Raw genomic sequence first — 24,299 nt, forward strand, 5'->3', positions numbered from 1 at the left:
TCATTGCCTTCCAGCCTGCAGTCCCTTTAGTGCCATTATTCTTTCGGGTAGAAACCGAAATATTCTTCTAGCGTTTCGTTTTGTTCATGAATATCCGCTGCTACGTCCCGGCCAACATAACGAAGATGCCAGGGTTCATATGAGTAGCCCGTTATCTCGGTTTTGCCTTCTGGGTAGCGAATAACAAATCCATAACGATAAGCGTTCTGTTCAAGCCATGCTCCCTCTTCTGTCTGATTGAAATCCTCGACTAGTTTAAAGGCTACTTCCGCACTTGAGACGTCCATGGCGAGACCCGTTTGGTGTTCGCTTGTGCCAGGTTGAGCGGAGACCTTATTCGCCTCTTCTTTGCCTCGTTTATCTACATTATCCTGATAAATTTTTTTCTGACGCTCATAAGACCGATAACCTGAGGCAGCAACAAGATCAACGCCTGCTTCTTTTGCTCCTTGAAATAAGGATTCCAACTCACGGGCAGCTTCTTTACGCATTTGTTTTTTAGGATGAAATTCATCGAAATAAAACGCCACGTCCGGCACAACCAGGTCAGGTGGTGTGTAACCGTCCGGGAGCTTGCGGCTTTTATTGACGACTACGTTTGTACTTGCTGGCTCCTCGACTGTAATCAGGCCATCATTTTCTCCACTTCCCTCAGATGCTTCCCCAGCAGAAGGCTCCTCGTCTCCCTGTTCTTTTTTTTCCAGGCTTGTATCATGTCCATCATTATCTTCCCCTGTTCGGTCTTCATCCCCAGCGGGGTCAGAACACCCGGCCAGTATTATCAGGAACACCATGACTAGATGTATGACGTATGAATATCTCATTGCTGCCAAGTCCCTCTCCTAAAATTTTATATCTTTACTATAACACTTTTGAATAGAAACCGTAAAAAAGTCATGTTGCCCCATGATCACCTTCTAACCCTCCAAACGCCAGCGTTGGTGTCAAAACCAATTTGGCTTAATTGCTCTAGATGGTGGGTTAATTGGTCAACTGAAAAAACACAAAAAAATCCAGCCCCGACTCTTCCCTCCACCAGTGAACCCCATGTTCATATGGCATAAGGATAGAGTATAACAGGACCAGACCTTTTAAACGTTCAATTATTCAAAACTTATTCACTCTCGGGTGAACGGATCGTATATCTTACTTAGACGTTCAAATGTCTCTCTATCTTCATTTTCGAGAGTATCATTGATTTGTGCGTCTAAGCGTTGCTTGTTAAACCTAAAGCACATTTCGTCCAGAAGCAGTCGCGAGGCAAGTTGTATTCCATAAGACAATTCCCGTTTTGCTGCAATGACTTGATTTCTGAATTCAGGGTCACGACGTAATACATAATTAATTTTTTGTTGCTTCATTGAGCAACCCCCCTAAATGCTTTTTTTCATTATGCCGTATTTTCTTGAAATACGCAACAATATTCTGAATATTTAGTTATATAATTCCCTATTTTCTCAATTGTAAACCCGTAACGAGAGTTATTTTTTGGAAATAAGCATAATAACTGAAGGCCGCCCCCACTTATGAGGACGGCCTTCGTTATAGGGAGAGATTTAAGTTTTTCACTATACTATACGTGTGTCAATCGATGCTTACGGGGGTCGATCCATTATTTTTTATCTCCGTAAAATTTCAGTGTTGCCGTTTCATATTTGCCCCCTTCAGTTTTAAAAGCAGGATGAGACCGTATCGCTCCCGCGGTAAGCAAACCATTTACCGCATCCCTCAAAAACGGTTATGAACGTTACTTATCTTGAATTAAAGATTCTTTAGTTTGAATGATTTATAGCAAGGGTATAGCATTTTTGTGTATCCAGTCGGAATAGATACATTCCGTTGGGAAAACTTACTTAAGAGAAGGAGAGATTCATATGGCAAATGTTAAGTTAGCTGTCATTTATTACAGTTCAACTGGTACCAATTACAAAATGGCTAAATGGGCAGCCGATTCAGCCGAACAAACTGGGGCCGAAGTCAAGCTGGTCCGAGCTCCAGAGCTTGCGCCAGAAGCAGCCATTGCAGAAAATCCTGCTTGGAAAGATCACTATGAAGCAACAAAAGATGTCGTGCCTGAAGTGACGAATGATGTATTAGATTGGGCTGACGGATATATCTTCAGCGTACCCACCCGTTTTGGAAACTTGCCAGCTCAAATGAAACAGGTGCTCGATATGGCAGGTGGATTATGGGGGCAAGGTAAACTGGTCAATAAAGTGGTAAGCGGCATGACCTCAGCTCAGAATTCACACGGCGGCCAGGAAGCCACATTATTGAACCTTTATACAAGCATGTTCCACTGGGGAGCTATCGTCGTATCGCCAGGTTATACGGATAACTCCATCTTTGTGGGTGGTGGCAACCCTTATGGGACAAGCGTCAGCGTAGACGGAGAAGGCAATATGCAAGAAGATGTAGAAGCCGCTGTCCGTCACCAGGCCAAACGCACTGTTGATGTGACCGCTCGAATTGTAGCAGGTGAATGAATGACAGTAAAAGCCGCTTCCACCTTGGAAGCGGCTTTTCATCGTCATCATATTTTTTGAAGGTTTAAGCTTCTTTTCAAAAACGCGAAATTATCGTTACAAGGCTAAGCCATCTTCAAGGGGGTACGTCCAGTAGCTTTCTTTCCACCCTCTGCTTACTGCGAGTTCTTCAAATGAATGGACTTGACTATTAAAAAAACGAATGATGGCATCTTCAATTGATTCAGTTTCAGGATCCAGGGCAACTGTCATTGTCTTGGAAAACTTCATGCCTTCCACTACTCCTTCGATAATTATACGTTCCTGAGTCAATTGGTCCACCCCCCCTTCACTTATATATGTAAAATCTTAGTATGTACCCGATATCAGCCAAATTAATCCTATTCACGTATCAGGTACTGTTTCACTCGACCAAACATTTTTGCTGTTCAACAATGGATATGAGTCCGGTTAGCTTTTTTTCTCTAGACTCACATGAAAGGGTTTTGGTAAGCTAACTTTGTTTACTAATCGAATCGGGGGCGGACCCAATGAGTGAATATGAGAATTTGAAAAAAGGTGAAAAAGGGGCATGGGTCAGTATCGTGGCTTATATCGTGTTAGCCGTAACCAAGCTGGTCATCGCTTCAATTGGACATTCCGATGCCCTGCGCGCAGATGGCTTGAACAATACGACTGACGTGGTCGCTTCTGTAGCCGTTTTGGTCGGATTAAAAATCTCGCGCAAGCCGCCTGATGAAGATCACCATTATGGGCATTTCCGCGCTGAAACAATCGCTTCTATGATTGCAGCATTCATCATGATGACCGTAGGCATTGAAGTTTTAATAGGAACCTTCCAGGACATTTTCTCGAATGAATTTACCGAGCCATCTATGTTAACAGGTTGGACCGCCTTAGTAGCTGCCTTTGTCATGTACGGTGTTTATCGGTATAATCTTGCTTTATCAAAACGTGTCGACAGTTCCGGTTTATATGCGGCCGCTCAAGACAATCGTTCTGATGCCCTCGTCAGTATTGGTGCATTCTTTGGGATTGTCGGCGCTCAATTTGGGGCATACTGGCTCGATCCGTTAGCCGGTTTTATTGTGGGGCTGTTGATTTGCAAAACGGCGTGGAATATTTTCCGTTCGTCAACTCATACATTGACTGATGGATTTGATGAAGAAGAATTACAAGCAATCAAGGCGAGCATTTCCAACCATCCTGGCGTCTGGTCCGCTGAAGATGTCAAAGCTCGTCTGCAAGGAAATCGCACACTAGTCGAAGCAACGATTCTTGTCAAACCCGATATCACGGTGCAGGAAGGTCACGATATTACGGATGCAGTTGAGTTGATGTTAGCAGAGGAACATGATATCCATTATACGCATATCCATATCGAACCCTATTCTGATCCCGATAAAAAAAGGCCCGGTGACGAGTAAACCTCGCCCGGACCCTGCTATCACTGTAGTCTTGAAAGTAAATCATTGATATCTTTCCAACCATATGCTGTTTCTTCGTATGTACCTTCACCTATAGTAACTTGTTCAGCCTCCACTTGTTTTGCGCCATGCTGAATGTAAAATTGGCCGGATGGGTTATACGTCAGCACCCACACCAGCATCGATTGGTAGTCGGCATTGACCATTGCTTCTGTAAAAGCTGCTAACAATTGACTCCCGAGCCCTTTTCGTTGGTATTCATCCAATAGGTAAATAGCATAAATCTCGCCATCATACGCATAATTTTTAGTCCGTTCTTTCCCCCCTGAAATAAACCCGATGATATGGTTGTCTTCCGTTTCCATTACAAGCGCAATCTGTCCATTCAAGGGTTGTTTCAGAACGGCTCCCCACAGCGCTATGCGATTTTCAAGCGTCATATTACTAAGATCCTGTTCATCAATCAATTCTTTGTAAGTTGATTTCCAGCTGTTCACGTGTACCTGGGCTATTTTTTCTGCGTCCTCATAGACAGCTTCTCGAATCTTAAACACATTTCTTCTCCCCTTTTCCTACTCTTATTCCATTTTACCAAAAAAAATGGCGCCATGCTGAGTGGCACCATTTTTCTTAGCATTGGAACGATGCAATGCGATTCGTATCGATTCCGAAATACGTCCAACGCCTTTGATTCGGGCGCCATCTATAACCAGCAACTGAAGTTCTCCCAATGAACGTTGGGTAAAACCAAAAACGTCGTCCGTTTTCAAGTCGCACCCACGTATAACGATACAGGCAGCCATAAAAGCTTCCTGGATCTACAGCCATAGGAGCCGCTCCTAATTGTTGTGGCGGATTCGGTGGAGGTGGTGGTAATTGAATGCTCCCGCCCCCTCCAGGTGGTCCTTGTGGAGGTCCCATTCCTGGCCCCCCAGGGCCTCCAGGACCAGGTCCAAACCCACCCGGACCGCCTGGGCCACCGGGACCGCCTGGACCGGGTCCAAACCCACCAGGACCACCTGGGCCACCTTGACCGGGGCCACCCATTCCAGGGAACGTATTCCATGGAAATCCTTGTTGTCGATGCATACGATCATTTCCTTTCCCGGAAGTATCTATACACTATATGCACCCATATACCTTGCGTGACTAGAGGGTTATTAAGAAAACAGTAAGGATCGAACCTAACACAACTAAAATAATATCAAGCCCCAGCCAAGCTAAAGCCACGGCCACTAATCCACCTATGATCCCGACATGTGGGGCATTGTCCTTGACCGTCATTATCCCAGGAAAAATCAATGCGCCTAATGCAGCATAAGGGATAGCATTCAGCCAGCGATTCACCCAATCCGGAAACGTTACACGGTCTATGATGAACGCCGGCAACATGCGAGGTATAGCTGTGACCACTGCCATGCCGATTATTATCCACATGGTCATTTGCTATCCCCCCTTTCCAATATCCATATTCCACCTAAACCGCCAACGAGCGTTCCGGCCACAATCGCCCATCCTTCCGCGAGCCATAGTGACATCGTGTAATTAACGGCCATAGCAATTATGACAATGGGAATTATTCTGCGCTGCTTTTTTATAGAAGGAACAAGCAGCCCAATAAACATGGCATATAATGCTATCCCCATACTTTCACTCAATCTTGGGGGGATAACGTCACCTAAAACACCGCCCAGAAAGGAACCCGCTACCCAGGATGAATAGGCTGTTACGATCATGGCCGCGTAAAACCATACGCCATAGGGTTGTTTAGCTTCGTCTGGATGGAGAGAAGCAACGGAAAAGGTTTCATCGGTTAAACCTAAAGATAACGGGAGTTTCATCTTTATAGGTATACCTTTGAGCCGATTCATAAAGGACAAGCTCATAACAAAATGCCGGAAATTCAATACGAAAGTCGCTATGATGATTTCAATAGCCCCTATCCCAATGGCCAGCATATTTGCCGCCATAAATTGGGCTGCCCCTGCAAATACGAGTACACTCATCAGTGTTAACTCTGTATAGTTCATCCCTGACTGTTGAGCGAGCACGCCGTATGTAATCGCAATGGGTAAATATCCCATCATGATTGGAATAGCTGCAGATGCACCACTTTTTATCATAGTCAGGCGTGTTGGCTCTGCATGTATGTTCATTGCTTTTGACTCCATAATCGCCCCCCTTTATTTCCCCATTTCGCAATATTATAACGTAAATGTACGGCACTGGGGGGAAGAAAGTCAAAAATATAGCCTCATGCATTTAGAAGGTGTTCAGCAACGGAAGATTATGTATAAGTCACAGCGTTGGAATGCACACTAATGGCAGGATTATAAGGAGGTTTATACATCTCATGGACAAGGATTTCGAAAAGCACCTGCAAGAGGATTGGCATATGGGGCATGCTGTAACGAATGACGTACTGCATGACATTGCCTACTATCGAACATTAATCGTCAATGTAGGCATGATCGGAGCACCTGATTCTGAGGAATGGGTATTGGTTGATGCAGGGATTGAAAACTATGCAAAGCGCATCATCCACGCTGCTGAAAATCGTTTTGGGGAGGCGCCTCCGCGAGCGATCATATTGACGCACGGCCACTTTGATCACGTTGGGTCAGCGGATGAGCTTGCCAAGCATTGGAACATTCCGATTTATGTTCACCCAGACGAAATGGGCTATGTAAACGGAACAACTGATTACCCCGTGGGCGACTCCACAGTCGGTGGCGGCTTATTTGCTTTGGTCTCCCCATTTTTTCCTACAAAAGCCGTGGATCTGTCTGACTGGATTAAACCATTGCCACGAGATGGCACTCTGCCTTACTTAGATGACTGGAAATATATTCATACCCCAGGCCATACACCAGGACACATATCTCTTTTCAGAGAAAAGGACAAAACACTTATTGCAGGGGACGCTTTCATCACTGTGCAGCAAGAATCCAGCCTCGCCGTCTTCATCCAGCACCAAAAAGTGCATGGTCCTCCTGCTTATTTCACTCAAGACTGGCATTGCGCTGAACAATCCGTCCAAACATTAGCGGCCTTGCAGCCGGAAATCGCCGTGACCGGACACGGCCTGCCTATGGAAGGGGAGTTATTAAGAGAACAACTCGATGAACTGGCAGAACGTTTTTATGAATTAGCGATTCCCAAACATAAGAAACAGTAAGTACGCCCCGGCCATCTAAGAATGGACCGGCTCATTTTTACCCGGCGAACAAATCCGGGTGTAACAGGCGAGCTAATTTATCCAAGCCCTCTAACAGACGCGGTGATGGCCGACAGTATAGCGATTCTTCCAGTACATGGACCCGGTTTTTTTGCATCGCCTCCATTTCACGCCATCCTGGTCTTTTGAGCAGCAAGTCTGGGTTCATCTTATTCTCTTGAACACCTACCCAGACCATACAAATGTGCTCTGGATTCCGTTCCAATACGTCATCCCAATCCGTTTGCACACTTGCTTTATCTTCAGTAGAAAAGATATTCCACCCCCCAGCTAATGTACTGATCTCTGTCAGCCAGTTCGGTCGGCCTGGGGTGAAAATCGGTTTCGGCCACCATTCCCAATATAACGAAGGCGGCGATGAGACGGTTGATGCACGTTCTCTGTAAAATTGCAGCTCAGCTAAGAATTGATCAGCCTTCTCATCAGCTTTCTCCCGTAAACCAATAGCTTCACCGAGTGTGCGCAGGTCATTTGCAATATCTTCAAGCGAGTCAGGATCGAGAATAATGTAGGGTAACGCGGCGTCATCAAGCTGTGAAATGTTGTGCTCCATCCCCGGGACGCTAAGCGAAGCTAAGACGAGATCAGGCTGAAGCTGAGCCACTTTCGCTACATCAATGGATAAGTCCGGCCCAACCCGCGGCAAACGATTCACACGTTCCGGCCAATCAGAATAATCATCCACCCCTACCAATTGTCCCTCCTCCTCAAGATAAGCCAATAACTCCGTATTGCTCGGACAAATCGAAACAATCCTCATACAACCACCCCTAGTCATTTTAGCGTACCTGGTACAAATCAGTGTTTTTGAAAAGAGCCGGGTGTTTCTTTTTTGGCTCTTTTTTGTGTTTTACTGTTCATTGTGCTCGGTCATAATGAGTGGTCCGTCTTTTGTAATGGCGACGGTGTGCTCATATTGAGCAGAAAGGGTTCCATCCAACGTGCGTGCAGTCCAGTTATTCGTGTCCATCCTGCTTTCCCATCCTCCAACATTCACCATCGGCTCAATCGTTATGACCATCCCTTCTTTCAATCTCATCCCTTTGCCTGCCTCACCAAAATGAGGAATATAAGGGTCTTCATGGATGGTTTCGCCAATACCATGACCCGTAAAATCACGTACCACAGAATACCCTTCAGCTTCCACATACGATTGGATAGCATGCCCGATATCTCCGATGCGGTTGCCGATCCGAGCCTGCTCAATGCCTTTGTATAGGGACGTTTTTGTAACGTCTAACAGCTTTTGTGTATCTGCATCTATTTCACCCACGGTATGTGTCCAGGCAGAGTCGGCTAAGGCTCCATCAAGGTTAACGACCATATCAACCGTAACAATATCTCCGGTCTTTAACGGTTCCTTACGCGGAAAACCGTGACAAATTTCATCGTTGATGGAAGCGCATGTGGCATATTCGTATCCCTGATAACCTTTTTGCTCAGCAGTCGCTCCATGCTTATGCAGGTAATCATCAACAAAATTCTCTATGTCCATCGTTGTGATACCAGGCTTGATCATGGATTTAATTTCTTTATGGACGTTGGCCAACAATCGACCAGCCTCCTGCATTCTGCCAATTTCGCGTTTGCTTTTTCGTTTGATCATATCGAAAACCCTTTCTTGTTAAGTTTCTATTTTGTTATATGTCTTTACTTCTTGTATCATAACGAAATATCTGTTGTAAAAGCCAGTCAAATTTAGCTTAGTCGATCGCTTTTATGATGTGTGCTGGGTTCCCTGCCGCAAACACATTCGAGGGGAGATCACGCGTAACTACCGCTCCAGAGCCAATCACGACATTATCACCGATCGTCACGCCTGGGTTAATGACTGTCTGGCCGCCTATCCACACGTCGTCACCTATGGAAATGGGTTTACCGTATTCCAGGCCTTGTGCTCTCACATGTCTCTCTAACGGATGGGTGGCTGTATATAAATGAACGTTCGGTCCCAATAATACGCGATTGCCTATATGTATTGAACAAACATCCAAGAAAACGCAGTCGAAGTTTGCAAAAAAACCGTCTCCTACTTGAATATTGTAACCGTAATCGCAATAAAACGGCGGTTCTATAAAAACGTCCTCCCCCACGGCACCGAATAATTGCCGCAAAGTTTGTAAACGATGATGGTCCTCCGTTTCTTTTGACAGGTTCAAGAGACGTGTTAATTTCCGGGCACGCATACGTTCTGTTGTGAGCTCGTCATCACCTGCATGGTATAATTCACCTGTCAGCATTTTTTCTTTTTCCGTCTTTCCACTCATGCCATCCCTTCCTTCTTTTTATTTACTTTATTATAATTTTTCGCTAATCTAATAGCAACGAGGGGGCTAAAACAATGGATATTAGATTACTGAATGAACAGGATGCTGAAGCTTATATTGAACTCAGGCTTGAAGGGCTGCTTTATAATCCGGATGCTTTCATTACTACATACGAAGAAACAAAACAAAAACCCAATTTAATTGATGAAACAGCAAAACGACTGCAGTCCGACCAATCATTTACGTTTGGTGCGTTTGAAGACGGCCAGTTAATCGGAATGATCACACTGGTGAAACAAGCGCACCCCAAATTCCAGCATAAAGGAAGTATTGTCGGGATGTATGTCAATGCGGAACATAGGAGAAAAGGCATCGGGCAGGCTATGTTCCAAAACGTTATGGAACAGGCCAATGAACTGGAAATCATTAAGTTGCAGTTATCTGTCGTAACTGAAAACGCACCTGCCCTCAGATTATATCAAAGTGTCGGATTCCAAATATACGGGACCGAACATCAGGCGATCAAATTGGGTAAGCAATTCCTTGATGAACATCATATGGTGCTTTTTTTTTTATAATGGCGCCTCGGAGCGTCTTACATACCTCAAGCTTGTGAAGTGAAGACATGTCATGAGTGTGAAACGCGCAGCCAGATTCATTCGTAATAGTTATAGCAAAACCATAAAAAGGATGGTCTCTTATGATTGAACTTAATAACGTTTCGAAAAGCTTTGGCGGCACACAGGTTGTCTCAAACCTTAACTTATCCATCCCCAAAGGAAAAATATTTGGTTTTCTTGGCCCCAATGGTGCTGGAAAGTCCACGACAATCAAAATGATCACCGGCATCCTGCCTATCGATGAAGGAACCATTAATATTAATGGCATCGATGTAGCCAAACATCCGCTGGAAACCAAAAAAAACTTTGGCTATGTACCGGATCGTTCCGATATTTTCCTGCGTCTGAAGGGCATTGAATACCTCAATTTTATCGGGGATGTCTATAACGTTCCTCAAGATATCCGCCAAACCAAAATTGAACAACTCACTAAGAGCTTCGGCGTATACGAAGCACTCGACGACCACATTCATACATATTCTCACGGAATGAGACAGAAAATCGTCGTCAGTGGAGTGCTGCTGCACGACCCGGACGTTTGGATCCTGGATGAGCCTTTGAGCGGGCTCGATCCGAAATCCTCCTATACACTTAAAGAAATGATGCGCGAACATGCTGATCAAGGTAACACCGTATTCTTTTCCACTCACGTGCTTGAAGTCGTCGAGCAATTATGTGATGAAGTCGCCATTATCAACAAAGGGCAACTTGAATTTCACGGCAATATGAAAGACATGAAACAGCAATTCCAAGACGATGACAACCTAGAAAAAGTCTTTCTCGAGTTGACGCAAAATGCGTAACTCCGTAACACTCATTCGCACACTATTAAAAATGCAGTTTTCCATGGTAGGGAAATCCACTTCCGAGCAAGTAGGTATGGCCATCGCTATATTGTTTGCCATCCCATTTGCCGGTCTCATCCTGAGCATCATGAATTCACTTATTGGAGGACTCTATCAGCAATTGGCTCCTACGGGCAATGAAAATGCTGTACTCGGGCTGGTATTTATCGCACTCACCGTCATCTTCCTGTTTATAGGCTTAACATCGATTCTCAGTTCATTTTATTTCGCAGAAAACATTGAAGCCTTACTTTCATTCCCATTTCATCCTTACCAAATCATATTAGGAAAATCCGCTTTCCCTATGATTTTAATTTATATTGCCAATGCGGCCATCTTGGCCCCGCTTCTAATTTTTTATGGTCTCCATAGCGGTGCCGGGCTGTTATATTATTTTTACGCCCTTATCATTTGGGGTATTTTCCCACTGGTCCCCTTTGCCGTGATTGCGATCCTATTGATGTTTTTAATGCGTTTCGCCAACATTTCCAAAAATAAGGATCGCACCAAAGTGCTGGCAGGGTTGTTTTCTTTTGTCATGATCATCGGAGTCAATATTGTCATTCGGATGAATAACGACGGGCAATCAACAGGGCAAATCGCCACGCTCATTCAAGAAGAAAACAAGTTATTAAATATGTTGACTGGCGCGTTTCCTACGGCTTACTTCAGTTCCATCAGTTTAACACAACCTGCCAGCTGGACGGGGCTGCTGTATCTTTTTATCATGATTGCTATCAGCGTCGGAGCGGTTATCTTGTTTTTGACATTCGGGCAAAAACTTTACTTTAAAGGCGTCCTCGGACTATCAGGCGGGCACAAAAAAACGTTCAACGAACAGAAAGTCCTTCGTAAAGTGAAAGAGCAGCGTGTCTTCCTGACCCTCTTGAAAAAAGAGTTGCGCATCATTTTTCGGACTCCGACATTTTTTACTCAATGCATCGTTCAAAGTCTGTTTGCGCCAGTTTTTCTCGTCGTAATATTATTATTTGAACGGTCCGGCTCCATAAGCAGTGTCGGTACTATGCTGGAACAATTCAACGGGAAAACCACGATATTGATTTTATTTCTATTTTCTTGCTTAATCGTCGCTTTAAACCCTACAGCGGTTTCATCTGTCTCAAGAGACGGAAAAAGCTGGGCGCTTTATTTATATGTGCCCGTTGATCGCTCATCTGTCCTTTTAAGTAAAATTACGGCCGCTTGGGTGATTAGTCTGCTACCCATCGGGATCATTGCCGGTTTCGCGCTGATTTCAATCGATCTCCAACTCGGGATCTGGGTTGCCTGGCTAATGATCACACTCATCGCAAGCTGGTTTACATGTTTGGTCGGCACCATTCTTGATATGCAAAACCCTAAGTTAGATTGGACCGATGAACAAGAGATTTTCAAGCGCATGATGGCTTTTTTCGCCTTAATTCTCGAAGCGACTGTCATTGGGTTGACAACCTTACTCATTTGGTTGATACCTATAATAAACGGTATCTGGTTAACCACTCTGATGCTCGTCATTACGATGGGCGTCCTCATTACAGCAGGTCATACCCTTCTCCTGACATTCATCAAAAAAACGGCATAAGGGATAACGCTCCGAGCACATAAGCCCGGAGCGTTTCTGTTTATTCGACTAAAGGAATATCTCTGACCGTTTTCTGGATAAACGAACGCGTATTAAAAAAGGAGGGGCCAATGTGTCAGAAGAAAAGAAACAGATGTATTTTTACTTGACCATGGGGTATATAGGGATTTTATTCTTAGTGCTCACTGGATTAAGGTTGATCATGCTGGATGATATTATGGGTAACACCCTCGCAGTGTTGAGTCTTCTTTTTATCGGCAGTTATCGGAGATATATGGAGAGGAAACTCATTCCTGATACCAAAGGAAGACGCATCATTAAACGTATTTTCGTAGGCCTTTTAATCATAATCTTCTTAGGTGGTGGTTATGTGTTATTCTTGTAAGCTTATCTTACTTGAAGGACTCCATGTATAGGTGAACCGCCCTTGAGTGAAGACTATTTCAATTGGGCAAGCTTTTAGTTATAATCGGGTTTGATCATTTGCGGGGAAAGCCCGATTATTATAGGATAGATGACGTGTTTAATTGATGTGTTAAGGTGGAGGAATTGATATGAGTGATCGGAATAAAGGCATATTGTTATTATTGGCTTCTGCATTCGGATTCGCCATGATGTCAGCTTTAGTAAAGCTTTCTGGTGACGTGCCCACCGTGCAGAAAACATTGTTCCGCAATCTTGTGTCGGCCGTCATTGCGTTCGGTTTCGTTGTATATCATAAAGAAAGGCTGTTTGGTAAAAAAGAACACCAGACCCTGCTATTATCCCGATCAGCCTTAGGAACGATGGGGATGGTATTATACTTTTACTCTATAGACGAACTGGTATTGTCTGATGCGGATATGCTCAATAAATTAAGCCCGTTTTTGCTGATTATTTTTTCAGCTGCCTTTTTAAAGGAAAAAGCTCGGGCGTACCAGGTGATTGCGATTATCATTGCATTTATCGGTACGTTGTTGATTATCAAGCCACAATTTAATTTCACGATCATTCCTTATTTAGCTGGCGTGCTTGGTGCTGTTTTTGCTGCCGGAGCTTATACGATACTCCGTGTATTAGGTAACAAAGAGAAATTTTATACCGTCGTTTTTTACTTCTCATTTTTTACGACGATTGCCCTGACACCATTTGTCATTTGGTTTTATGAACCGATGAGTGGAACGCAATGGCTCTACCTTCTCTTAGCGGGAGCTTTTGCCACAGTGGGTCAGTTCGGCTTGACGGTCGCTTATAAGTTCGCCCCTGCCAGGGAAATTTCGATCTTTTTCTATTCGACAGTTGTTTACACGGCTTTAATCAGTATTTTCTTATTTGATCAAATTCCAGATGTATTAAGTTTCGCAGGGTATTTCACTATTTTCGGAGCCTTGTTATATATGTTTATCAAAAACAATAAAGAAGCGGTGAAACATTAACGTGACGCGTCTCAACATGCGTCACGTTTATCTTTCTCCCTCCCACTCACGGCGTAACAGCCCCATTTCAATCAGATTCCAATATTCCGAGTCCACTTTCACACTTTCCCTCATGATGCCTTCTGTATGAAAACCGGCCTGTTCGTATAAACGACGGGCCGGTTGATTAAAATCAAACACCCCAAGAGAGATACGATGCAAATTCAATTGCAAAAAACCAATCTGCAACATTCGCTCGACCATCCACTCCCCAAGCCCGATCCCTCGATATGCGCGGTCCCCTATCAACACCTTACTGATACGCGCTCTCTCATTGTGGTAATCAATTTTACTCAAGGCTATATGACCAACACGTCGTTCTGCCTCTATATCCACCACTTTATAAATGATAGCTTTTTTATCTTCGCCGCTCGCTTCTTCTATGTAAGCTTCCAGCTGAGGAATCGTTAACGGAAATGTAAAATAAGACCCGCACCATTGATGAAATTCTTTTTTTGACGCAACCCAGGCCATCAACTGCTCAAAATCATCTTCCGTAAACGGTTCTAGTTTGAATGTCATTGTTGTCCTCCTGTTATTTAGGTTACTCGACTTCCCAAGGTAAATGGACCCTAAAAATAAATGAAACCTCCCCGATATAAGTTTCAGAGAGATTGGTTTTCCTCGACATATACAGGACTTGGACGGTAGAAAATAAATCATCGGTCCATTCTATTTTATGTAATGTTATTATATGATGAGGACTCAATAAAAAACAAGTACGCTTTCATAAAGGGAGGAGCTCCATTATGGGAAAAGTTGTGTTATTCATCGCTATGAGCCTTGATGGTTATATATCGCGTGAAAATGGGGATATCGATTGGTTATGGCAGGAAAAGGATTACGGTTACAGTCCATTCATTGAAACCATAGATACGGTCTTTTTAGGTCGGCATACTTATGAACAAATTTTTCAAATGACTGATGAATTTCCTTACAAGCAGAAAGATGTCTATGTTGTCTCTAACGTACAGGAAGGGTCCGATCAATATGCTACGTACCTTCAACCCGAGCAGATCATTCCTTTGATTCAGATGCTCAGAAACGATCAAAATAAGAATGTGTGGCTTGTCGGTGGTTCCCAACTTATTCATCACTTCATGCACAATAATTTGATAGATGAATATCAAATCGCTATTCAACCAACGTTAATCGGGAGCGGGGTGAAGTTGTTCAGAGACCATGATCATGAACAACAGCTTGAGTTAAGAGAAGCAAAACCGTACCCGGATGGCATGCTCGTCTTGACTTACCATAAGCTAGGAAGTTAGTCAGCTCATCTGCCAGGCATTCAATCAAAGCGACTGCTAAAACCAGATAAAGACGAACGGAAGTAGGAGAATAGTAATTCAGAGGAACATAGGGCTCACGTGGGGTAGGGCTTGGTTGGGAAATAACTCGCTTTCCTGTGGGGAACGGCGAGTCTCCTTTTCCTGATCATAAGGATTTGCAATCTAGAATGCGGTCTTCCACACTTTTATCTATCCAGCTCCGGCGTCTAGCGGCTAGTGAGACTTCCCTCGCTTCTGTACGATAAGTCAACATCGAATCACGGTGTTCTTCGTGTTTCCTTTATCTCCTCCAGCTCAGTCCAGTCCATACGCCGCTGGACAAGACGCCTCCGCTTTCAGAGGGGAGTCTCGTCATTTCCCAACCAGCCCTTTCACTTTTTAGCACGGACCCTTCTATAGTAAAAAAACTTACACAAATATTAGAGAGTTTCTGAAATAGAAAAATGCCGAACAATTTCAGTATCGTTCGGCATTTATTATTTCATTATTGCAATTCTCATTTTAGAAGATCGTACAGTTTATACACGCGGCCATTTTCGATTTCGTCCGGCTTCTGCAGCAAATCAAATAATACCGCAGCCACCGTTTCGGGGCTTTCGAGTTTTCCAGCTTCTTTCAATTCTTTGAATTTTTCCACTTCTGCAAACTCGTCTTTAGAAGCTGAGCGAATCTCACCTTGCATCTCAGTATCCATAACGCCCGGACTGAATGAAAAAATAACATGATTCTGGTCTTGTTTTTCTTGCTCAAGCGCAACGGTTTCTGTAAACCGATTCAACCCTGCTTTCCCACTACTGTACGTACTCCACCCATGCACAGAGCGTTCTGCAGCTCCTGATGTTATATTGATCAATGTTAAATGAATGTGCTGACGATTGACTAATTCGATTAATTTGTTAGTGATCAGGATCGGCGCAACCAAATTGACGGCAACGTGTTGGGAGACTTTTTCAGGATTTAGCTGGCCAACCGTATCCACCGGCTCGATCATACCTGCGTTATTCACCACATACAATTGGTGAATATCTTGCTCCTCGATTGAATCACATATGTCCGTCAAACAATTGTCCAGCTGAGCTTGATCGCTTAAGTCGCACGCATAATGCGTATAGTCAATTTGTGCTTCCTCGGCCGTCTGTTTTAGTGTCTCGTTCTGGTGGCGTGAGATCCCGATCACATTCACATTCTTTTGAATGAACTGTTTTGCAATTTCCGCCCCAAAGCCACGGGATTCACCGGTAATAATCGCATATTGCATCACACACAACTCCTTTCCTAACTAATATCCCCTGTTGATTTGAAATAAAAACCCGTCACGCAGCATGCCTTTACATATAGGAGGGCAACGTATATGATAAGTAAAGCATATTTTTGAATCACGATTGAGGGGCTTTCATGAAATACTTTTACCTTTTTATCATATACTTAGCCGGACTTGTAGTCTCTAGTTTAGGTCTCGCTTTAATCATCAAATCAGGTCTTGGTGTCGGCCCTGGTGACAGTGTTGCCGTAGGACTATCTATGCATTTCCCCATCACAGTCGGGAATTTCATGATTATAGCATTTGTTGTACTCTTACTGGCTAACGCCTGGCTCGAAAAGAAGCGGCCCCAGTTTGAATCACTCATCCCCATATTAATTCGCGGCCGTACGTTAGATATCTTTTTATACGGTACATTAGATCATGCTGACTACACTCAGATGTGGTCCCAGTGGACAGCATTCGCTATCGGCCTTATTGCATTAGGTGCAGGCGTTGCTGTTTATTTGAGAACGCCATTCCCGCGTATCCCGCTGGACCATTTTATGATGATCATGAACGAAAAAACCAATCAATCGAAAGGGTTCGTCCGCATTCTCTCGGAATCCACCCTTGCGTTGATCGGCTTTTTATTGGGAGCTCCTGTAGGTATTGGGACATTGATCGTTGCCCTAGGGGTAGGTCACTTAATTCAATGGTTCTACCAATTAAGCCGCCCTATCGCCAACCTGTGGGCCCGTCCCAGCAAACAACACTCTTAACATCATGCGTTCATTTCCTGCTTTGGTTTATTTTTGACAACCGGCACGCCAAGGTTGTCACGTTTCACGAGAAACTGTAAGGCAAGCAAAACAGCAAATACGGCAAACCCGATGATATCACTCATCGTACTCGGGTAAATGAGAGCTAAACCGCCAAGGAATGCCGGAATCCTCTCATACCATTCCACTTTTCGGAACCAATAGCCGATCAGCCCTGCCCCGATTGCAATCATTCCGGAGACAGCTGTAATAAGAATCCACCCAAGTTCCAATGGGTTGGTGTCGATCATCAGCAATTGATTTTCAAGGACGAACATGTACGGAATGATGAATGCTGCTATGGCAAGTTTAGCCGCATTGACGCCCGTCCTTATCGGCTCGGATGAAGCCACCCCCGCAGCAGCAAATGCAGCTAAGGCTACTGGTGGCGTGATATCAGCAATAATGCCAAAGTAGAACACAAATAAATGGGCTGCAATATCTGGTACGCCGAGCATAATTACGGCTGGAGCTGCAATTGTAGAGGTGATGACGTAATTAGCCGTCGTCGGTGAGCCCATCCCTAATATGATCGCTGCGATCATCGTAAAGAATAACGTTAACAATATTTGACCGTTTGCGATGGACACTAGACTATTCGCTAATTTAAGGCCAAGCCCCGTTTTTGTCACGACCCCAACAATAATACCGGCAGCAGCTGTTGCCGCCACCACGCCCAATGCTGTACGGGCACCATCCACTAATGCTTCAATCGCTTCTTTGAAATTACTATCGAAAATAAAACTGACACCGATTGTTACCATAGTAGCTGCAACGAGTGAAGCCGTTAAACTAAATCCGGCTGTGGTCATACTGTAAATGGCATGGGCTCCAAACCCGGCGGCAAATGCAACGAGATAGAGCTTTCGAAATTTTTCTTCCCGCAACAAACCGACCAAAATGGTGGTGAGTATGCCGTACAGAGCAGCACGCATAACACTCACGCCACTTGCGAGATATAAAATAATTGCAACGATAGGGAGTAATAAGTAAAGCTTTTTAAAAACTTCCTTCCGGTCCGGCATCTCATCATCAGATAAGCCGCTTAACCCTGTACGTTTAGCTTCAAAATGAGTCATGATCCAGATTCCAGTGAAATATAAAATAGCCGGAATTAATGCGGCTTTGGCAATCGACCAGTAATCGATCCCGATAAATTCAATCATTAAAAACGCTGCAGCTCCCATAATTGGCGGCATAAGCTGTCCGCCGGTTGAGGCAGCTGCTTCGACACCTCCGGCAAATTCACGTCGATACCCGAGCCGCTTCATCATTGGAATTGTAAACGATCCAGAGGTCACCACATTTGCGACTGAACTTCCGCTGATCGTTCCTTGCAAGGCACTTGAGAATATGGCCACTTTGGCCGGTCCACCTGTACGTTTGCCTGCAAGCGTAACGGCCAGATCATTGAAATACTGGCCCACCCCGGTCTTAACGAGAAAGGCACCAAACAACAGGAACAAAAATATGAAGGTGGAAGAAACAGCAATCGGCGTGCCCAGAATACCTTCTGTTGTAAAGAACATGGATTGGACTAATGTATCGAGATTCACTCCACGATGCACTAAGAAGCCAGGCATTTGCCGTCCCCAATAGGCATAAGCGAGAAAGGCCGCTGCTATGACTGTAATAGGAATCCCTACAGCTCGTCGGGTGGCTTCTAGTACCAGCAGAACGGCTACGATCCCTACATAAAAGTCAAGTGTGGACAATGCACCCGCTCGCATTACGATTTGATCATAAAAGATGGTCCAATAGGAACCAACCGCCAGACTTATAACGGCAAGCGCAAAATCGTACCAGGCAATTTTTCCTTTATGTCGATTGTGCTTTGTAGCTGGAAATAACAAAAAGATGAGCACTAATCCAAATCCTACGTGAATGGAGCGAAGAATTTGAGCAGGAAGAGGGTGTATGGTTGATGTATAGAGCTGAAATAATGAAAACGCAAGCAGCCCTAAAAATGCAATTTTGGCAAGGAGCCCCCCAAGCTCGCGCCCTCCTGATTCCGGATCATATTTAGACATAATTTCTTGTTGTTTTTCTGCGGTTAATTCAGAGTTTTCCTTACTCATGCAGTTTCTCTCCTCTCAGCAACTCCCAATTTGACATACGCAGCGGCTTAATGTTGACCCAGGAACCCGCCCCTACATATTCTTTTAACAAGTAAGACTGACCTTTATATATGATGGTGTGATCGGCCCGGACTTCTCCGACAACCAAGCTCAATTTATCATGGACACCATTCAAGTTTGTAATATAATACTTTCCATCTCGTTCTGTGAACGTTTCCCCTTCGGCTGCATTTGATGGCATACCGATTGCTGTGTCCTCATAAATGAGTTGAATAGGATATAATTGTGTCCGTTTCATTTCGTATTCTTCAACTACGTCCGAAAGATGGACGGAATGCGTAAACTTCAACTGAAAATGGTCTTCCTCGGAAACAGGCAGATAAGCACCCAAATCATCAGTTTTCACATAATGAATCGCTAATACATAGCGAAAGGGGTAGAAGAGCACTAACGCACCCGCCAAAAACAGAAATAGGACCAGGATGATTGCTAGTTTCCATTTTCGAACAATATTCATGATTTCGCCACCTAAAGAATGCTTGTCCTTCTTTTTCCAGTTACCATTTAAAATGTGTAAAGCCGCTATGATTAATATCATGGCGGCTTTAGCTATTCACTGCTAGAAAAAATGTATCACACTATTTTGATGTAACGCATTACACTGAACCGACCATCGTGTTCGCCGTTATTCTTGGCTAATACCTTTTTCATCAAAGTACTTCTTAGCACCTGGGTGAAGTTCAATACCTACACCATCTAGGGCACTTTCAGCACTGATTTGTTCACCTTTCTGATGCTGAATTTTATCCGTATTTTCGAATATGGCCTGCGTCATATTGTAAACTGTGTCTTCACTCAGATCAGCATGTGCTACCAGCATGGCTTGAACGGCGACAGTTTTAACGGACTCTTCTAAACCATAAGTGCCTTTAGCAATTTCGTCTTCAGCGTAGTACCCATACTCATCAATCAATTCTTGGATTTTCTCACCGCTGAACTTCACGATATTGACATCAGACGTCGCAGCTAAACTTTCAACAGCCCCAGTCGGTGTACCAGAGGTAATAAATGCTGCATCAATTGTGCCGTCTTGAATTCCGGATGTGGAGTCACCGAAAGCCAGATTACGAGCGTTGACATCATCTTCGACAGAAAGTCCATGAATGTCCAGGATGTTTGTTGCGTTAGCAAACGTGCCTGATCCCGGCGCGCCGACCGAGACGACTTTTCCTTCGAGATCTTCAACTGTTTCTATCCCACTATCTGCACTCGTTACAATTTGAATGGTTTCAGGATAAAGAGTTCCAATCGCTTGCACATTATCGATTTGACTGCCTTCAAACATAACGGAACCTTCCGCTGCGTAACTTGCAATGTCTGTCTGCGTAAAGGCAAGCTCGCCCTCACCATTACTCATCGAGTTCATGTTCTCAACCGATGCCCCTGTTGAAGCAGCATTGGCTTCGACGCCATCGACATTCTCATTGATTAATTGAGCAAATGTTCCGCCTAGCGGGTAGTATGTACCTTCCGAGCCGCCAGTAAGAATTTGAATGAATTGAGAGTCACCGCTGCCTTCATCACCTCCGTCTTCTCCATTTCCTTCATCGCCAGAATCAGCTGTTCCGCCTCCGCAAGCCACCAGGATCAAAGAAAGCACGAATAACATCGTAATAGATAATAAGTTCTTTTTGAAATTCAACAGAAAGTCCTCCCTTTAATAAATTTTCAATTGATTGGGGTGTCCCTTGTGTACAACCGTTTTCATTTTTCAGGTCAACTGGAAACATTTTTGTGTTCACAAAAATGTCAAAACCTTTACGACAAAATATATTTTACAGTAATCGGAAGCAATTTCAAAGGATTTTTTGCATTTTTATTTATTATTTTCATTCTGTGTCGCTTTGATAAGCTGAAGAGCGTGACATTGAAATCAAGAATATAACCATAGTAGGCGTATCGAATCATATTTAGATTTAAATTTTTATACATTCGGCAGTTTATTTATGTATTCATGGGTATGGTTTGCGTTCTTCTAAATAACAAAATGCCTTTCTGAGTTAATTGTCATAAAAAATGTAAGCCGATTGATTCGGCTTACATTTGTCCACCTCTAAAGGTTTAATTCTAAGTTCGTTAACCCGTTTTTGCTGATCTCTTCGCGAATTTGCTCTTCTAGTTGCATGCGCCTAGCCATAATTTCATCTGTCATGGTTTCAATTGGCGCACCATATTCACGTACCAATTCTTTCTCGGCCAGCTTTTCTACAAGTTTGTCGCCAAAACTCGCTTCATCATAAGGTTCAACATAGCGGTCGAGGAGCTCGGTTTCGTACTCAATTTCCAAGTCATAGATATTCGATTCCTCTTGATGAAAAATCTCGTCTTCCAAGCCTGCTTCTTGATGTTTAGCGAGAACGAGGTGACGGACTTCTTCAAATGCTTCATCCAGTTCCATTCTCGTCGAGTTAACCATCCACGTTCCCAAATAAAGCGCCTCGACCAATTTCCGGTATTGCTCCGAACTCAATTCAATATGAACATCTGCCATCATACCCCTCCCTAATATTATCCAATTAACACATCAATTATACCTACAAACACCGTACCAGGTACGCTGCTCATTAATGAGCAATGGTCCTTAGAAGGCTGTCGTTAAGGAGTTTTATTTTTATGGCCAGTGCGCCCCACTGTTTTTCATCATTGTTTGTATAGGTTTTATACGTATCGTTTAACAAGGACTCAAGTGATTGCTCGTTAGAAACCATTCCTAAATCCGAGTAGAGCGTTTTGAAATTAGGGTACGGAATAAGATCCAACACTTCTACCATAAGGGTTTCTATATAAGGTGCTGTTTTTGTAAATTCGATTTGATCGCCTTTACGGAGTCTTTTTCGTTTTTGATCGTTCAGTCTGATTTCATAAGATTTTTCCCCTGATCGTATTTCACGAAACGGCTCGTCATGTAATCTCATGAAATGAATCATGCATGGTTAACTCCTTTCAAAGAGGAATGAACCAAAGAGTGTCATAAATGACACACCCGGCTCATTTCAAAAACCCTAATTTGTACCAGGTACGGAATTTGGTACGGAATTTACAGTGATGCCTGCGTCTTGTTCGTAGGCTTGTTGGAGCGTTTGGGTGATTGGCCCTGGTTTGGCTCCGTTGATGAGCTTGCCGTCTACTTTTACGATAGGCATTACTTCAGCTGTGCTGCTCGTAAGGAAGATTTCGTCAGCTAGCTGGATATCTTCAACTTGGAAAGCTTCTTCAATGAAAGGGATGCCCAGATCCTTACAAAATTGTTCGACACGCATGCGGACGCACCCGTGTAAAATGTTTTCTTTAGCCGGATGGGTATATACGTGCCCATTCTTCACCAGATAAACGTTAGAAGAACTGCACTCCGTTACGGTGCCATTCTTATGTAGAATAGCTTCGAAACTGCCCTCTTCCATCGCGGTTTGTTTAGCAAGCACGTTCGGGAGCAAATTCAAACTTTTGATATAGCACAAATCCCAGCGAACATCATCGTGGATAATGGCTGAGACACCTTGGTCCATCCATTCACGTTTACGTGGAAAGTCCTGCACATACGCATAGAAGTTCGGATCGACCCCGACTGGGAAGGTGTGATCTCTGGCGGCCGAACCACGGGTCAATTGCAAATAAACCTTTGCATCCTCGGCCACCTGATTTTTTTCTAGTAATTTATGCAATTGTTCGATTAACTGCTGCTTTTTAAACGGAACGTTAATTTTTATCGCATCTGCTGATCGATACAGACGATCAACGTGTTCGTTCAATAAATAATAATGTCCTTCGTATATACGGATGACTTCATACACGCCATCCCCAAATTGCAGTCCCCGTTCTTCAAACGGGTATGTCAGTTCATCGTTTTTGCAAAAATCGTTTTCTGTCAACACAAATGGTTTGACACTCATCATATCTTCTCCCTTCACAATCCAACTTTACCTTTGAACTAGTGTATCAAAAATATAGCAAAATATGGCCGCATATTGAAGATTCATTTTATAATAGGGCTTTTGGTCAGATTCCTTCGTTGCGCACCGAACGTCCTACCCTCAGGTTCATGTTTTTTCATGAAACTCAGACGGCGCATCAGAAACAAGTGTACCAATATTCTGCCCTTCACACAGCGATCTCATAATGCCTTTGTGATCAAAATTGAAAATGTGGACCGGAAGATCATGGTCGCGTGCTAACAAGAGGGCGGATTGATCCATAACTTGAATATCGTTCATTAAGATATCATTATAATTCAGTTTCCCATAAAGCTTAGCTTCTCTGTCCTCCAGCGGATCGGCTGAATAGACACCATCCACACCCTGCTTCGCAGCAAGTATGGCATCACATTGAAGTTCAATCCCCCGTTGCACAGCAGGGTAATCAGTCGTGACGAAAGGCTGCCCATTCCCCCCTGCACAAATGACGACATACCCCTTATCCAAATGATGCATGGCTTTCAATCGTATATATGGCTCTGCTACCGAACTGATCGGGATCGAGGTCATGACACGGACTTCCCGTTCTGTCTTACTTTTCAGAACCCCGCGCAGCATGAGACTGTTAATCACCGTTCCCATTGTTCCGATATTATCCGCTTCCACACGATCGATCCCCCACGCATCCGCTGTACGGCCTCTGAAAATATTGCCGCCACCTATGACAATGGCGACCTCCACACCCGAGTCAACTAATTGAAGAATTTCATCGGCGATGTGGCCCAAATTATTATGATCAAAATTGTTTTGGCCATCTCCCGCAAGAGCGCCTCCACTTAATTTCAATATGACGCGTTGATATCTCATAGATTATCCTCCTTCTATGGCCTAAAAAAAGAGCACAGACGCCGAGGTCTATGCTCCCAATAAAAAAGAACGGGAAACGATACGTTGATTTTGCTTCAGACAACTGTTTGT

General features: G+C 43.9%; 29 protein-coding genes. 10 read left to right on the top strand and 19 right to left on the bottom strand.

Features of this window, described 5'->3' with window-relative positions:
- Positions 1-35 precede the first annotated feature (35 nt).
- Both HOP45_RS10585 and HOP45_RS10590 read right to left on the bottom strand, forming a co-directional pair.
- Positions 36-824, bottom strand: coding sequence for a M15 family metallopeptidase (locus tag HOP45_RS10585; protein WP_181349467.1), 789 nt, complete (start codon positions 822-824; stop codon positions 36-38).
- 294 nt (positions 825-1,118) lie between these two features.
- Positions 1,119-1,361 carry an IDEAL domain-containing protein gene (locus HOP45_RS10590; protein ID WP_181349266.1) on the bottom strand — a complete coding sequence of 81 codons (243 nt, stop codon included), beginning with the start codon at positions 1,359-1,361 and terminating at the stop codon, positions 1,119-1,121.
- Between the two features lie 513 nt (positions 1,362-1,874).
- Here HOP45_RS10590 and wrbA point away from each other — a divergent pair.
- Complete coding sequence (wrbA, locus tag HOP45_RS10595; protein WP_181349267.1) at positions 1,875-2,486, top strand: NAD(P)H:quinone oxidoreductase type IV; 612 nt, start codon at positions 1,875-1,877, stop codon at positions 2,484-2,486.
- Positions 2,487-2,582: 96 nt separating this feature from the next.
- Here the strand turns inward: wrbA and HOP45_RS10600 are convergent, their stop codons facing one another.
- Complete coding sequence (locus HOP45_RS10600) at positions 2,583-2,798, bottom strand: hypothetical protein (protein ID WP_181349268.1); 216 nt, start codon at positions 2,796-2,798, stop codon at positions 2,583-2,585.
- A 218-nt stretch (positions 2,799-3,016) separates the two neighbouring features.
- Between HOP45_RS10600 and HOP45_RS10605 the strand changes: the two genes are divergently transcribed.
- On the top strand, positions 3,017-3,913 hold the full coding sequence (locus HOP45_RS10605; RefSeq protein WP_181349269.1) for a cation diffusion facilitator family transporter: 897 nt from the start codon (positions 3,017-3,019) through the stop codon (positions 3,911-3,913).
- Between the two features lie 20 nt (positions 3,914-3,933).
- Here the strand turns inward: HOP45_RS10605 and HOP45_RS10610 are convergent, their stop codons facing one another.
- The 4 genes from HOP45_RS10610 to HOP45_RS10625 form a co-directional block, all read right to left on the bottom strand.
- Complete coding sequence (locus HOP45_RS10610; RefSeq protein WP_181349270.1) at positions 3,934-4,467, bottom strand: GNAT family N-acetyltransferase; 534 nt, start codon at positions 4,465-4,467, stop codon at positions 3,934-3,936.
- A gap of 76 nt (positions 4,468-4,543) precedes the next feature.
- The gene (locus tag HOP45_RS10615) at positions 4,544-5,002 is read right to left on the bottom strand and encodes a hypothetical protein (RefSeq protein ID WP_181349271.1); all 459 of its coding nucleotides are present in this window, start codon (positions 5,000-5,002) and stop codon (positions 4,544-4,546) included.
- Positions 5,003-5,062: 60 nt separating this feature from the next.
- Positions 5,063-5,356, bottom strand: coding sequence for an AzlD domain-containing protein (locus HOP45_RS10620; protein ID WP_181349272.1), 294 nt, complete (start codon positions 5,354-5,356; stop codon positions 5,063-5,065).
- The gene (locus tag HOP45_RS10625; protein WP_181349273.1) at positions 5,353-6,084 is read right to left on the bottom strand and encodes an AzlC family ABC transporter permease; all 732 of its coding nucleotides are present in this window, start codon (positions 6,082-6,084) and stop codon (positions 5,353-5,355) included. The genes HOP45_RS10620 and HOP45_RS10625 overlap by 4 nt, the downstream gene beginning before the upstream one ends.
- A gap of 182 nt (positions 6,085-6,266) precedes the next feature.
- Between HOP45_RS10625 and HOP45_RS10630 the strand changes: the two genes are divergently transcribed.
- Complete coding sequence (locus tag HOP45_RS10630; RefSeq protein ID WP_181349274.1) at positions 6,267-7,091, top strand: MBL fold metallo-hydrolase; 825 nt, start codon at positions 6,267-6,269, stop codon at positions 7,089-7,091.
- A gap of 37 nt (positions 7,092-7,128) precedes the next feature.
- On the opposite strand, the gene HOP45_RS10635 is transcribed toward HOP45_RS10630, so the two are convergent.
- The 3 genes from HOP45_RS10635 to HOP45_RS10645 all read right to left on the bottom strand — a co-directional run bounded on the left by HOP45_RS10635 (position 7,129) and on the right by HOP45_RS10645 (position 9,418).
- On the bottom strand, positions 7,129-7,911 hold the full coding sequence (locus HOP45_RS10635) for a cobalamin-binding protein (RefSeq protein WP_181349275.1): 783 nt from the start codon (positions 7,909-7,911) through the stop codon (positions 7,129-7,131).
- Between the two features lie 90 nt (positions 7,912-8,001).
- The gene (map, locus tag HOP45_RS10640; RefSeq protein ID WP_181349276.1) at positions 8,002-8,757 is read right to left on the bottom strand and encodes a type I methionyl aminopeptidase; all 756 of its coding nucleotides are present in this window, start codon (positions 8,755-8,757) and stop codon (positions 8,002-8,004) included.
- A 97-nt stretch (positions 8,758-8,854) separates the two neighbouring features.
- A complete protein-coding gene (locus HOP45_RS10645; protein WP_181349277.1) occupies positions 8,855-9,418 on the bottom strand; it encodes a sugar O-acetyltransferase in 564 nt (187 codons plus the stop codon).
- 74 nt (positions 9,419-9,492) lie between these two features.
- Here HOP45_RS10645 and HOP45_RS10650 point away from each other — a divergent pair, with 74 nt between their 5' ends.
- The 5 genes from HOP45_RS10650 to HOP45_RS10670 all read left to right on the top strand — a co-directional run bounded on the left by HOP45_RS10650 (position 9,493) and on the right by HOP45_RS10670 (position 13,880).
- Entirely contained in the window at positions 9,493-9,996 is a 504-nt protein-coding gene (locus HOP45_RS10650; RefSeq protein ID WP_181349278.1) for a GNAT family N-acetyltransferase, read from the top strand.
- 122 nt (positions 9,997-10,118) lie between these two features.
- Positions 10,119-10,841 carry an ABC transporter ATP-binding protein gene (locus HOP45_RS10655; protein WP_181349279.1) on the top strand — a complete coding sequence of 241 codons (723 nt, stop codon included), beginning with the start codon at positions 10,119-10,121 and terminating at the stop codon, positions 10,839-10,841.
- On the top strand, positions 10,834-12,465 hold the full coding sequence (locus HOP45_RS10660) for a putative ABC transporter permease subunit (RefSeq protein WP_181349280.1): 1,632 nt from the start codon (positions 10,834-10,836) through the stop codon (positions 12,463-12,465). Before HOP45_RS10655 ends, HOP45_RS10660 begins: the two co-directional genes overlap by 8 nt.
- Before the next feature lie 112 nt (positions 12,466-12,577).
- Positions 12,578-12,850, top strand: coding sequence for a hypothetical protein (locus HOP45_RS10665; protein WP_181349281.1), 273 nt, complete (start codon positions 12,578-12,580; stop codon positions 12,848-12,850).
- A 169-nt stretch (positions 12,851-13,019) separates the two neighbouring features.
- Positions 13,020-13,880: a DMT family transporter gene (locus HOP45_RS10670; protein WP_181349282.1), complete on the top strand. Its 861-nt coding sequence runs from the start codon at positions 13,020-13,022 to the stop codon at positions 13,878-13,880.
- Positions 13,881-13,907: 27 nt separating this feature from the next.
- Here HOP45_RS10670 and HOP45_RS10675 read toward each other — a convergent pair whose 3' ends face one another.
- Positions 13,908-14,441, bottom strand: a complete 534-nt coding sequence (locus HOP45_RS10675) for a GNAT family N-acetyltransferase (RefSeq protein ID WP_181349283.1) — start codon at positions 14,439-14,441, stop codon at positions 13,908-13,910.
- Positions 14,442-14,668: 227 nt separating this feature from the next.
- Between HOP45_RS10675 and HOP45_RS10680 the strand changes: the two genes are divergently transcribed.
- The gene (locus HOP45_RS10680) at positions 14,669-15,190 is read left to right on the top strand and encodes a dihydrofolate reductase family protein (RefSeq protein ID WP_181349284.1); all 522 of its coding nucleotides are present in this window, start codon (positions 14,669-14,671) and stop codon (positions 15,188-15,190) included.
- Between the two features lie 517 nt (positions 15,191-15,707).
- Here HOP45_RS10680 and HOP45_RS10685 read toward each other — a convergent pair.
- Complete coding sequence (locus HOP45_RS10685) at positions 15,708-16,469, bottom strand: (S)-benzoin forming benzil reductase (protein ID WP_181349285.1); 762 nt, start codon at positions 16,467-16,469, stop codon at positions 15,708-15,710.
- 137 nt (positions 16,470-16,606) lie between these two features.
- Here HOP45_RS10685 and HOP45_RS10690 point away from each other — a divergent pair, with 137 nt between their 5' ends.
- Positions 16,607-17,233, top strand: coding sequence for a YczE/YyaS/YitT family protein (locus HOP45_RS10690; protein ID WP_181349286.1), 627 nt, complete (start codon positions 16,607-16,609; stop codon positions 17,231-17,233).
- Positions 17,234-17,235: 2 nt separating this feature from the next.
- Here HOP45_RS10690 and HOP45_RS10695 read toward each other — a convergent pair whose 3' ends face one another.
- The 7 genes from HOP45_RS10695 to pyrH all read right to left on the bottom strand — a co-directional run bounded on the left by HOP45_RS10695 (position 17,236) and on the right by pyrH (position 24,188).
- Positions 17,236-19,350: a TRAP transporter permease gene (locus HOP45_RS10695; RefSeq protein WP_181349287.1), complete on the bottom strand. Its 2,115-nt coding sequence runs from the start codon at positions 19,348-19,350 to the stop codon at positions 17,236-17,238.
- Positions 19,343-19,867 (bottom strand): DUF1850 domain-containing protein, encoded by a 525-nt coding sequence (locus HOP45_RS10700; RefSeq protein ID WP_181349288.1) that lies wholly within the window; start codon positions 19,865-19,867, stop codon positions 19,343-19,345. The genes HOP45_RS10695 and HOP45_RS10700 overlap by 8 nt, the downstream gene beginning before the upstream one ends.
- 168 nt (positions 19,868-20,035) lie before the next feature.
- Positions 20,036-21,052: a TAXI family TRAP transporter solute-binding subunit gene (locus tag HOP45_RS10705; protein WP_255437601.1), complete on the bottom strand. Its 1,017-nt coding sequence runs from the start codon at positions 21,050-21,052 to the stop codon at positions 20,036-20,038.
- A 411-nt stretch (positions 21,053-21,463) separates the two neighbouring features.
- Positions 21,464-21,901: a hypothetical protein gene (locus tag HOP45_RS10710; RefSeq protein WP_181349289.1), complete on the bottom strand. Its 438-nt coding sequence runs from the start codon at positions 21,899-21,901 to the stop codon at positions 21,464-21,466.
- 73 nt (positions 21,902-21,974) lie between these two features.
- Complete coding sequence (locus HOP45_RS10715; protein WP_181349290.1) at positions 21,975-22,337, bottom strand: ASCH domain-containing protein; 363 nt, start codon at positions 22,335-22,337, stop codon at positions 21,975-21,977.
- A 75-nt stretch (positions 22,338-22,412) separates the two neighbouring features.
- The gene (dat, locus tag HOP45_RS10720) at positions 22,413-23,300 is read right to left on the bottom strand and encodes a D-amino-acid transaminase (protein WP_181349291.1); all 888 of its coding nucleotides are present in this window, start codon (positions 23,298-23,300) and stop codon (positions 22,413-22,415) included.
- A gap of 147 nt (positions 23,301-23,447) precedes the next feature.
- The gene (gene pyrH / locus HOP45_RS10725; protein WP_181349292.1) at positions 23,448-24,188 is read right to left on the bottom strand and encodes a UMP kinase; all 741 of its coding nucleotides are present in this window, start codon (positions 24,186-24,188) and stop codon (positions 23,448-23,450) included.
- Between the last annotated feature and the right edge of the window lie 111 nt (positions 24,189-24,299).

This window comes from Thalassobacillus sp. CUG 92003, assembly GCF_013618635.1.
Taxonomy (GTDB): Bacteria; Bacillota; Bacilli; order Bacillales; family Halobacillaceae; genus CUG-92003.

Coding starts and splice junctions, on each gene's coding strand:
- HOP45_RS10585 (WP_181349467.1), bottom strand. CDS start 824: ATGAGATATTCATACGTCATACATCTAGTCATGGTGTTCCTGATAATA.
- HOP45_RS10590 (WP_181349266.1), bottom strand. CDS start 1,361: ATGAAGCAACAAAAAATTAATTATGTATTACGTCGTGACCCTGAATTC.
- wrbA (WP_181349267.1), top strand. CDS start 1,875: ATGGCAAATGTTAAGTTAGCTGTCATTTATTACAGTTCAACTGGTACC.
- HOP45_RS10605 (WP_181349269.1), top strand. CDS start 3,017: ATGAGTGAATATGAGAATTTGAAAAAAGGTGAAAAAGGGGCATGGGTC.
- HOP45_RS10615 (WP_181349271.1), bottom strand. CDS start 5,002: ATGCATCGACAACAAGGATTTCCATGGAATACGTTCCCTGGAATGGGT.
- HOP45_RS10620 (WP_181349272.1), bottom strand. CDS start 5,356: ATGACCATGTGGATAATAATCGGCATGGCAGTGGTCACAGCTATACCT.
- HOP45_RS10625 (WP_181349273.1), bottom strand. CDS start 6,084: ATGGAGTCAAAAGCAATGAACATACATGCAGAGCCAACACGCCTGACT.
- HOP45_RS10630 (WP_181349274.1), top strand. CDS start 6,267: ATGGACAAGGATTTCGAAAAGCACCTGCAAGAGGATTGGCATATGGGG.
- HOP45_RS10635 (WP_181349275.1), bottom strand. CDS start 7,911: ATGAGGATTGTTTCGATTTGTCCGAGCAATACGGAGTTATTGGCTTAT.
- map (WP_181349276.1), bottom strand. CDS start 8,757: ATGATCAAACGAAAAAGCAAACGCGAAATTGGCAGAATGCAGGAGGCT.
- HOP45_RS10645 (WP_181349277.1), bottom strand. CDS start 9,418: ATGAGTGGAAAGACGGAAAAAGAAAAAATGCTGACAGGTGAATTATAC.
- HOP45_RS10650 (WP_181349278.1), top strand. CDS start 9,493: ATGGATATTAGATTACTGAATGAACAGGATGCTGAAGCTTATATTGAA.
- HOP45_RS10655 (WP_181349279.1), top strand. CDS start 10,119: ATGATTGAACTTAATAACGTTTCGAAAAGCTTTGGCGGCACACAGGTT.
- HOP45_RS10660 (WP_181349280.1), top strand. CDS start 10,834: ATGCGTAACTCCGTAACACTCATTCGCACACTATTAAAAATGCAGTTT.
- HOP45_RS10670 (WP_181349282.1), top strand. CDS start 13,020: ATGAGTGATCGGAATAAAGGCATATTGTTATTATTGGCTTCTGCATTC.
- HOP45_RS10675 (WP_181349283.1), bottom strand. CDS start 14,441: ATGACATTCAAACTAGAACCGTTTACGGAAGATGATTTTGAGCAGTTG.
- HOP45_RS10680 (WP_181349284.1), top strand. CDS start 14,669: ATGGGAAAAGTTGTGTTATTCATCGCTATGAGCCTTGATGGTTATATA.
- HOP45_RS10685 (WP_181349285.1), bottom strand. CDS start 16,469: ATGCAATATGCGATTATTACCGGTGAATCCCGTGGCTTTGGGGCGGAA.
- HOP45_RS10690 (WP_181349286.1), top strand. CDS start 16,607: ATGAAATACTTTTACCTTTTTATCATATACTTAGCCGGACTTGTAGTC.
- HOP45_RS10695 (WP_181349287.1), bottom strand. CDS start 19,350: ATGAGTAAGGAAAACTCTGAATTAACCGCAGAAAAACAACAAGAAATT.
- HOP45_RS10700 (WP_181349288.1), bottom strand. CDS start 19,867: ATGAATATTGTTCGAAAATGGAAACTAGCAATCATCCTGGTCCTATTT.
- HOP45_RS10710 (WP_181349289.1), bottom strand. CDS start 21,901: ATGGCAGATGTTCATATTGAATTGAGTTCGGAGCAATACCGGAAATTG.
- HOP45_RS10715 (WP_181349290.1), bottom strand. CDS start 22,337: ATGATTCATTTCATGAGATTACATGACGAGCCGTTTCGTGAAATACGA.
- dat (WP_181349291.1), bottom strand. CDS start 23,300: ATGAGTGTCAAACCATTTGTGTTGACAGAAAACGATTTTTGCAAAAAC.
- pyrH (WP_181349292.1), bottom strand. CDS start 24,188: ATGAGATATCAACGCGTCATATTGAAATTAAGTGGAGGCGCTCTTGCG.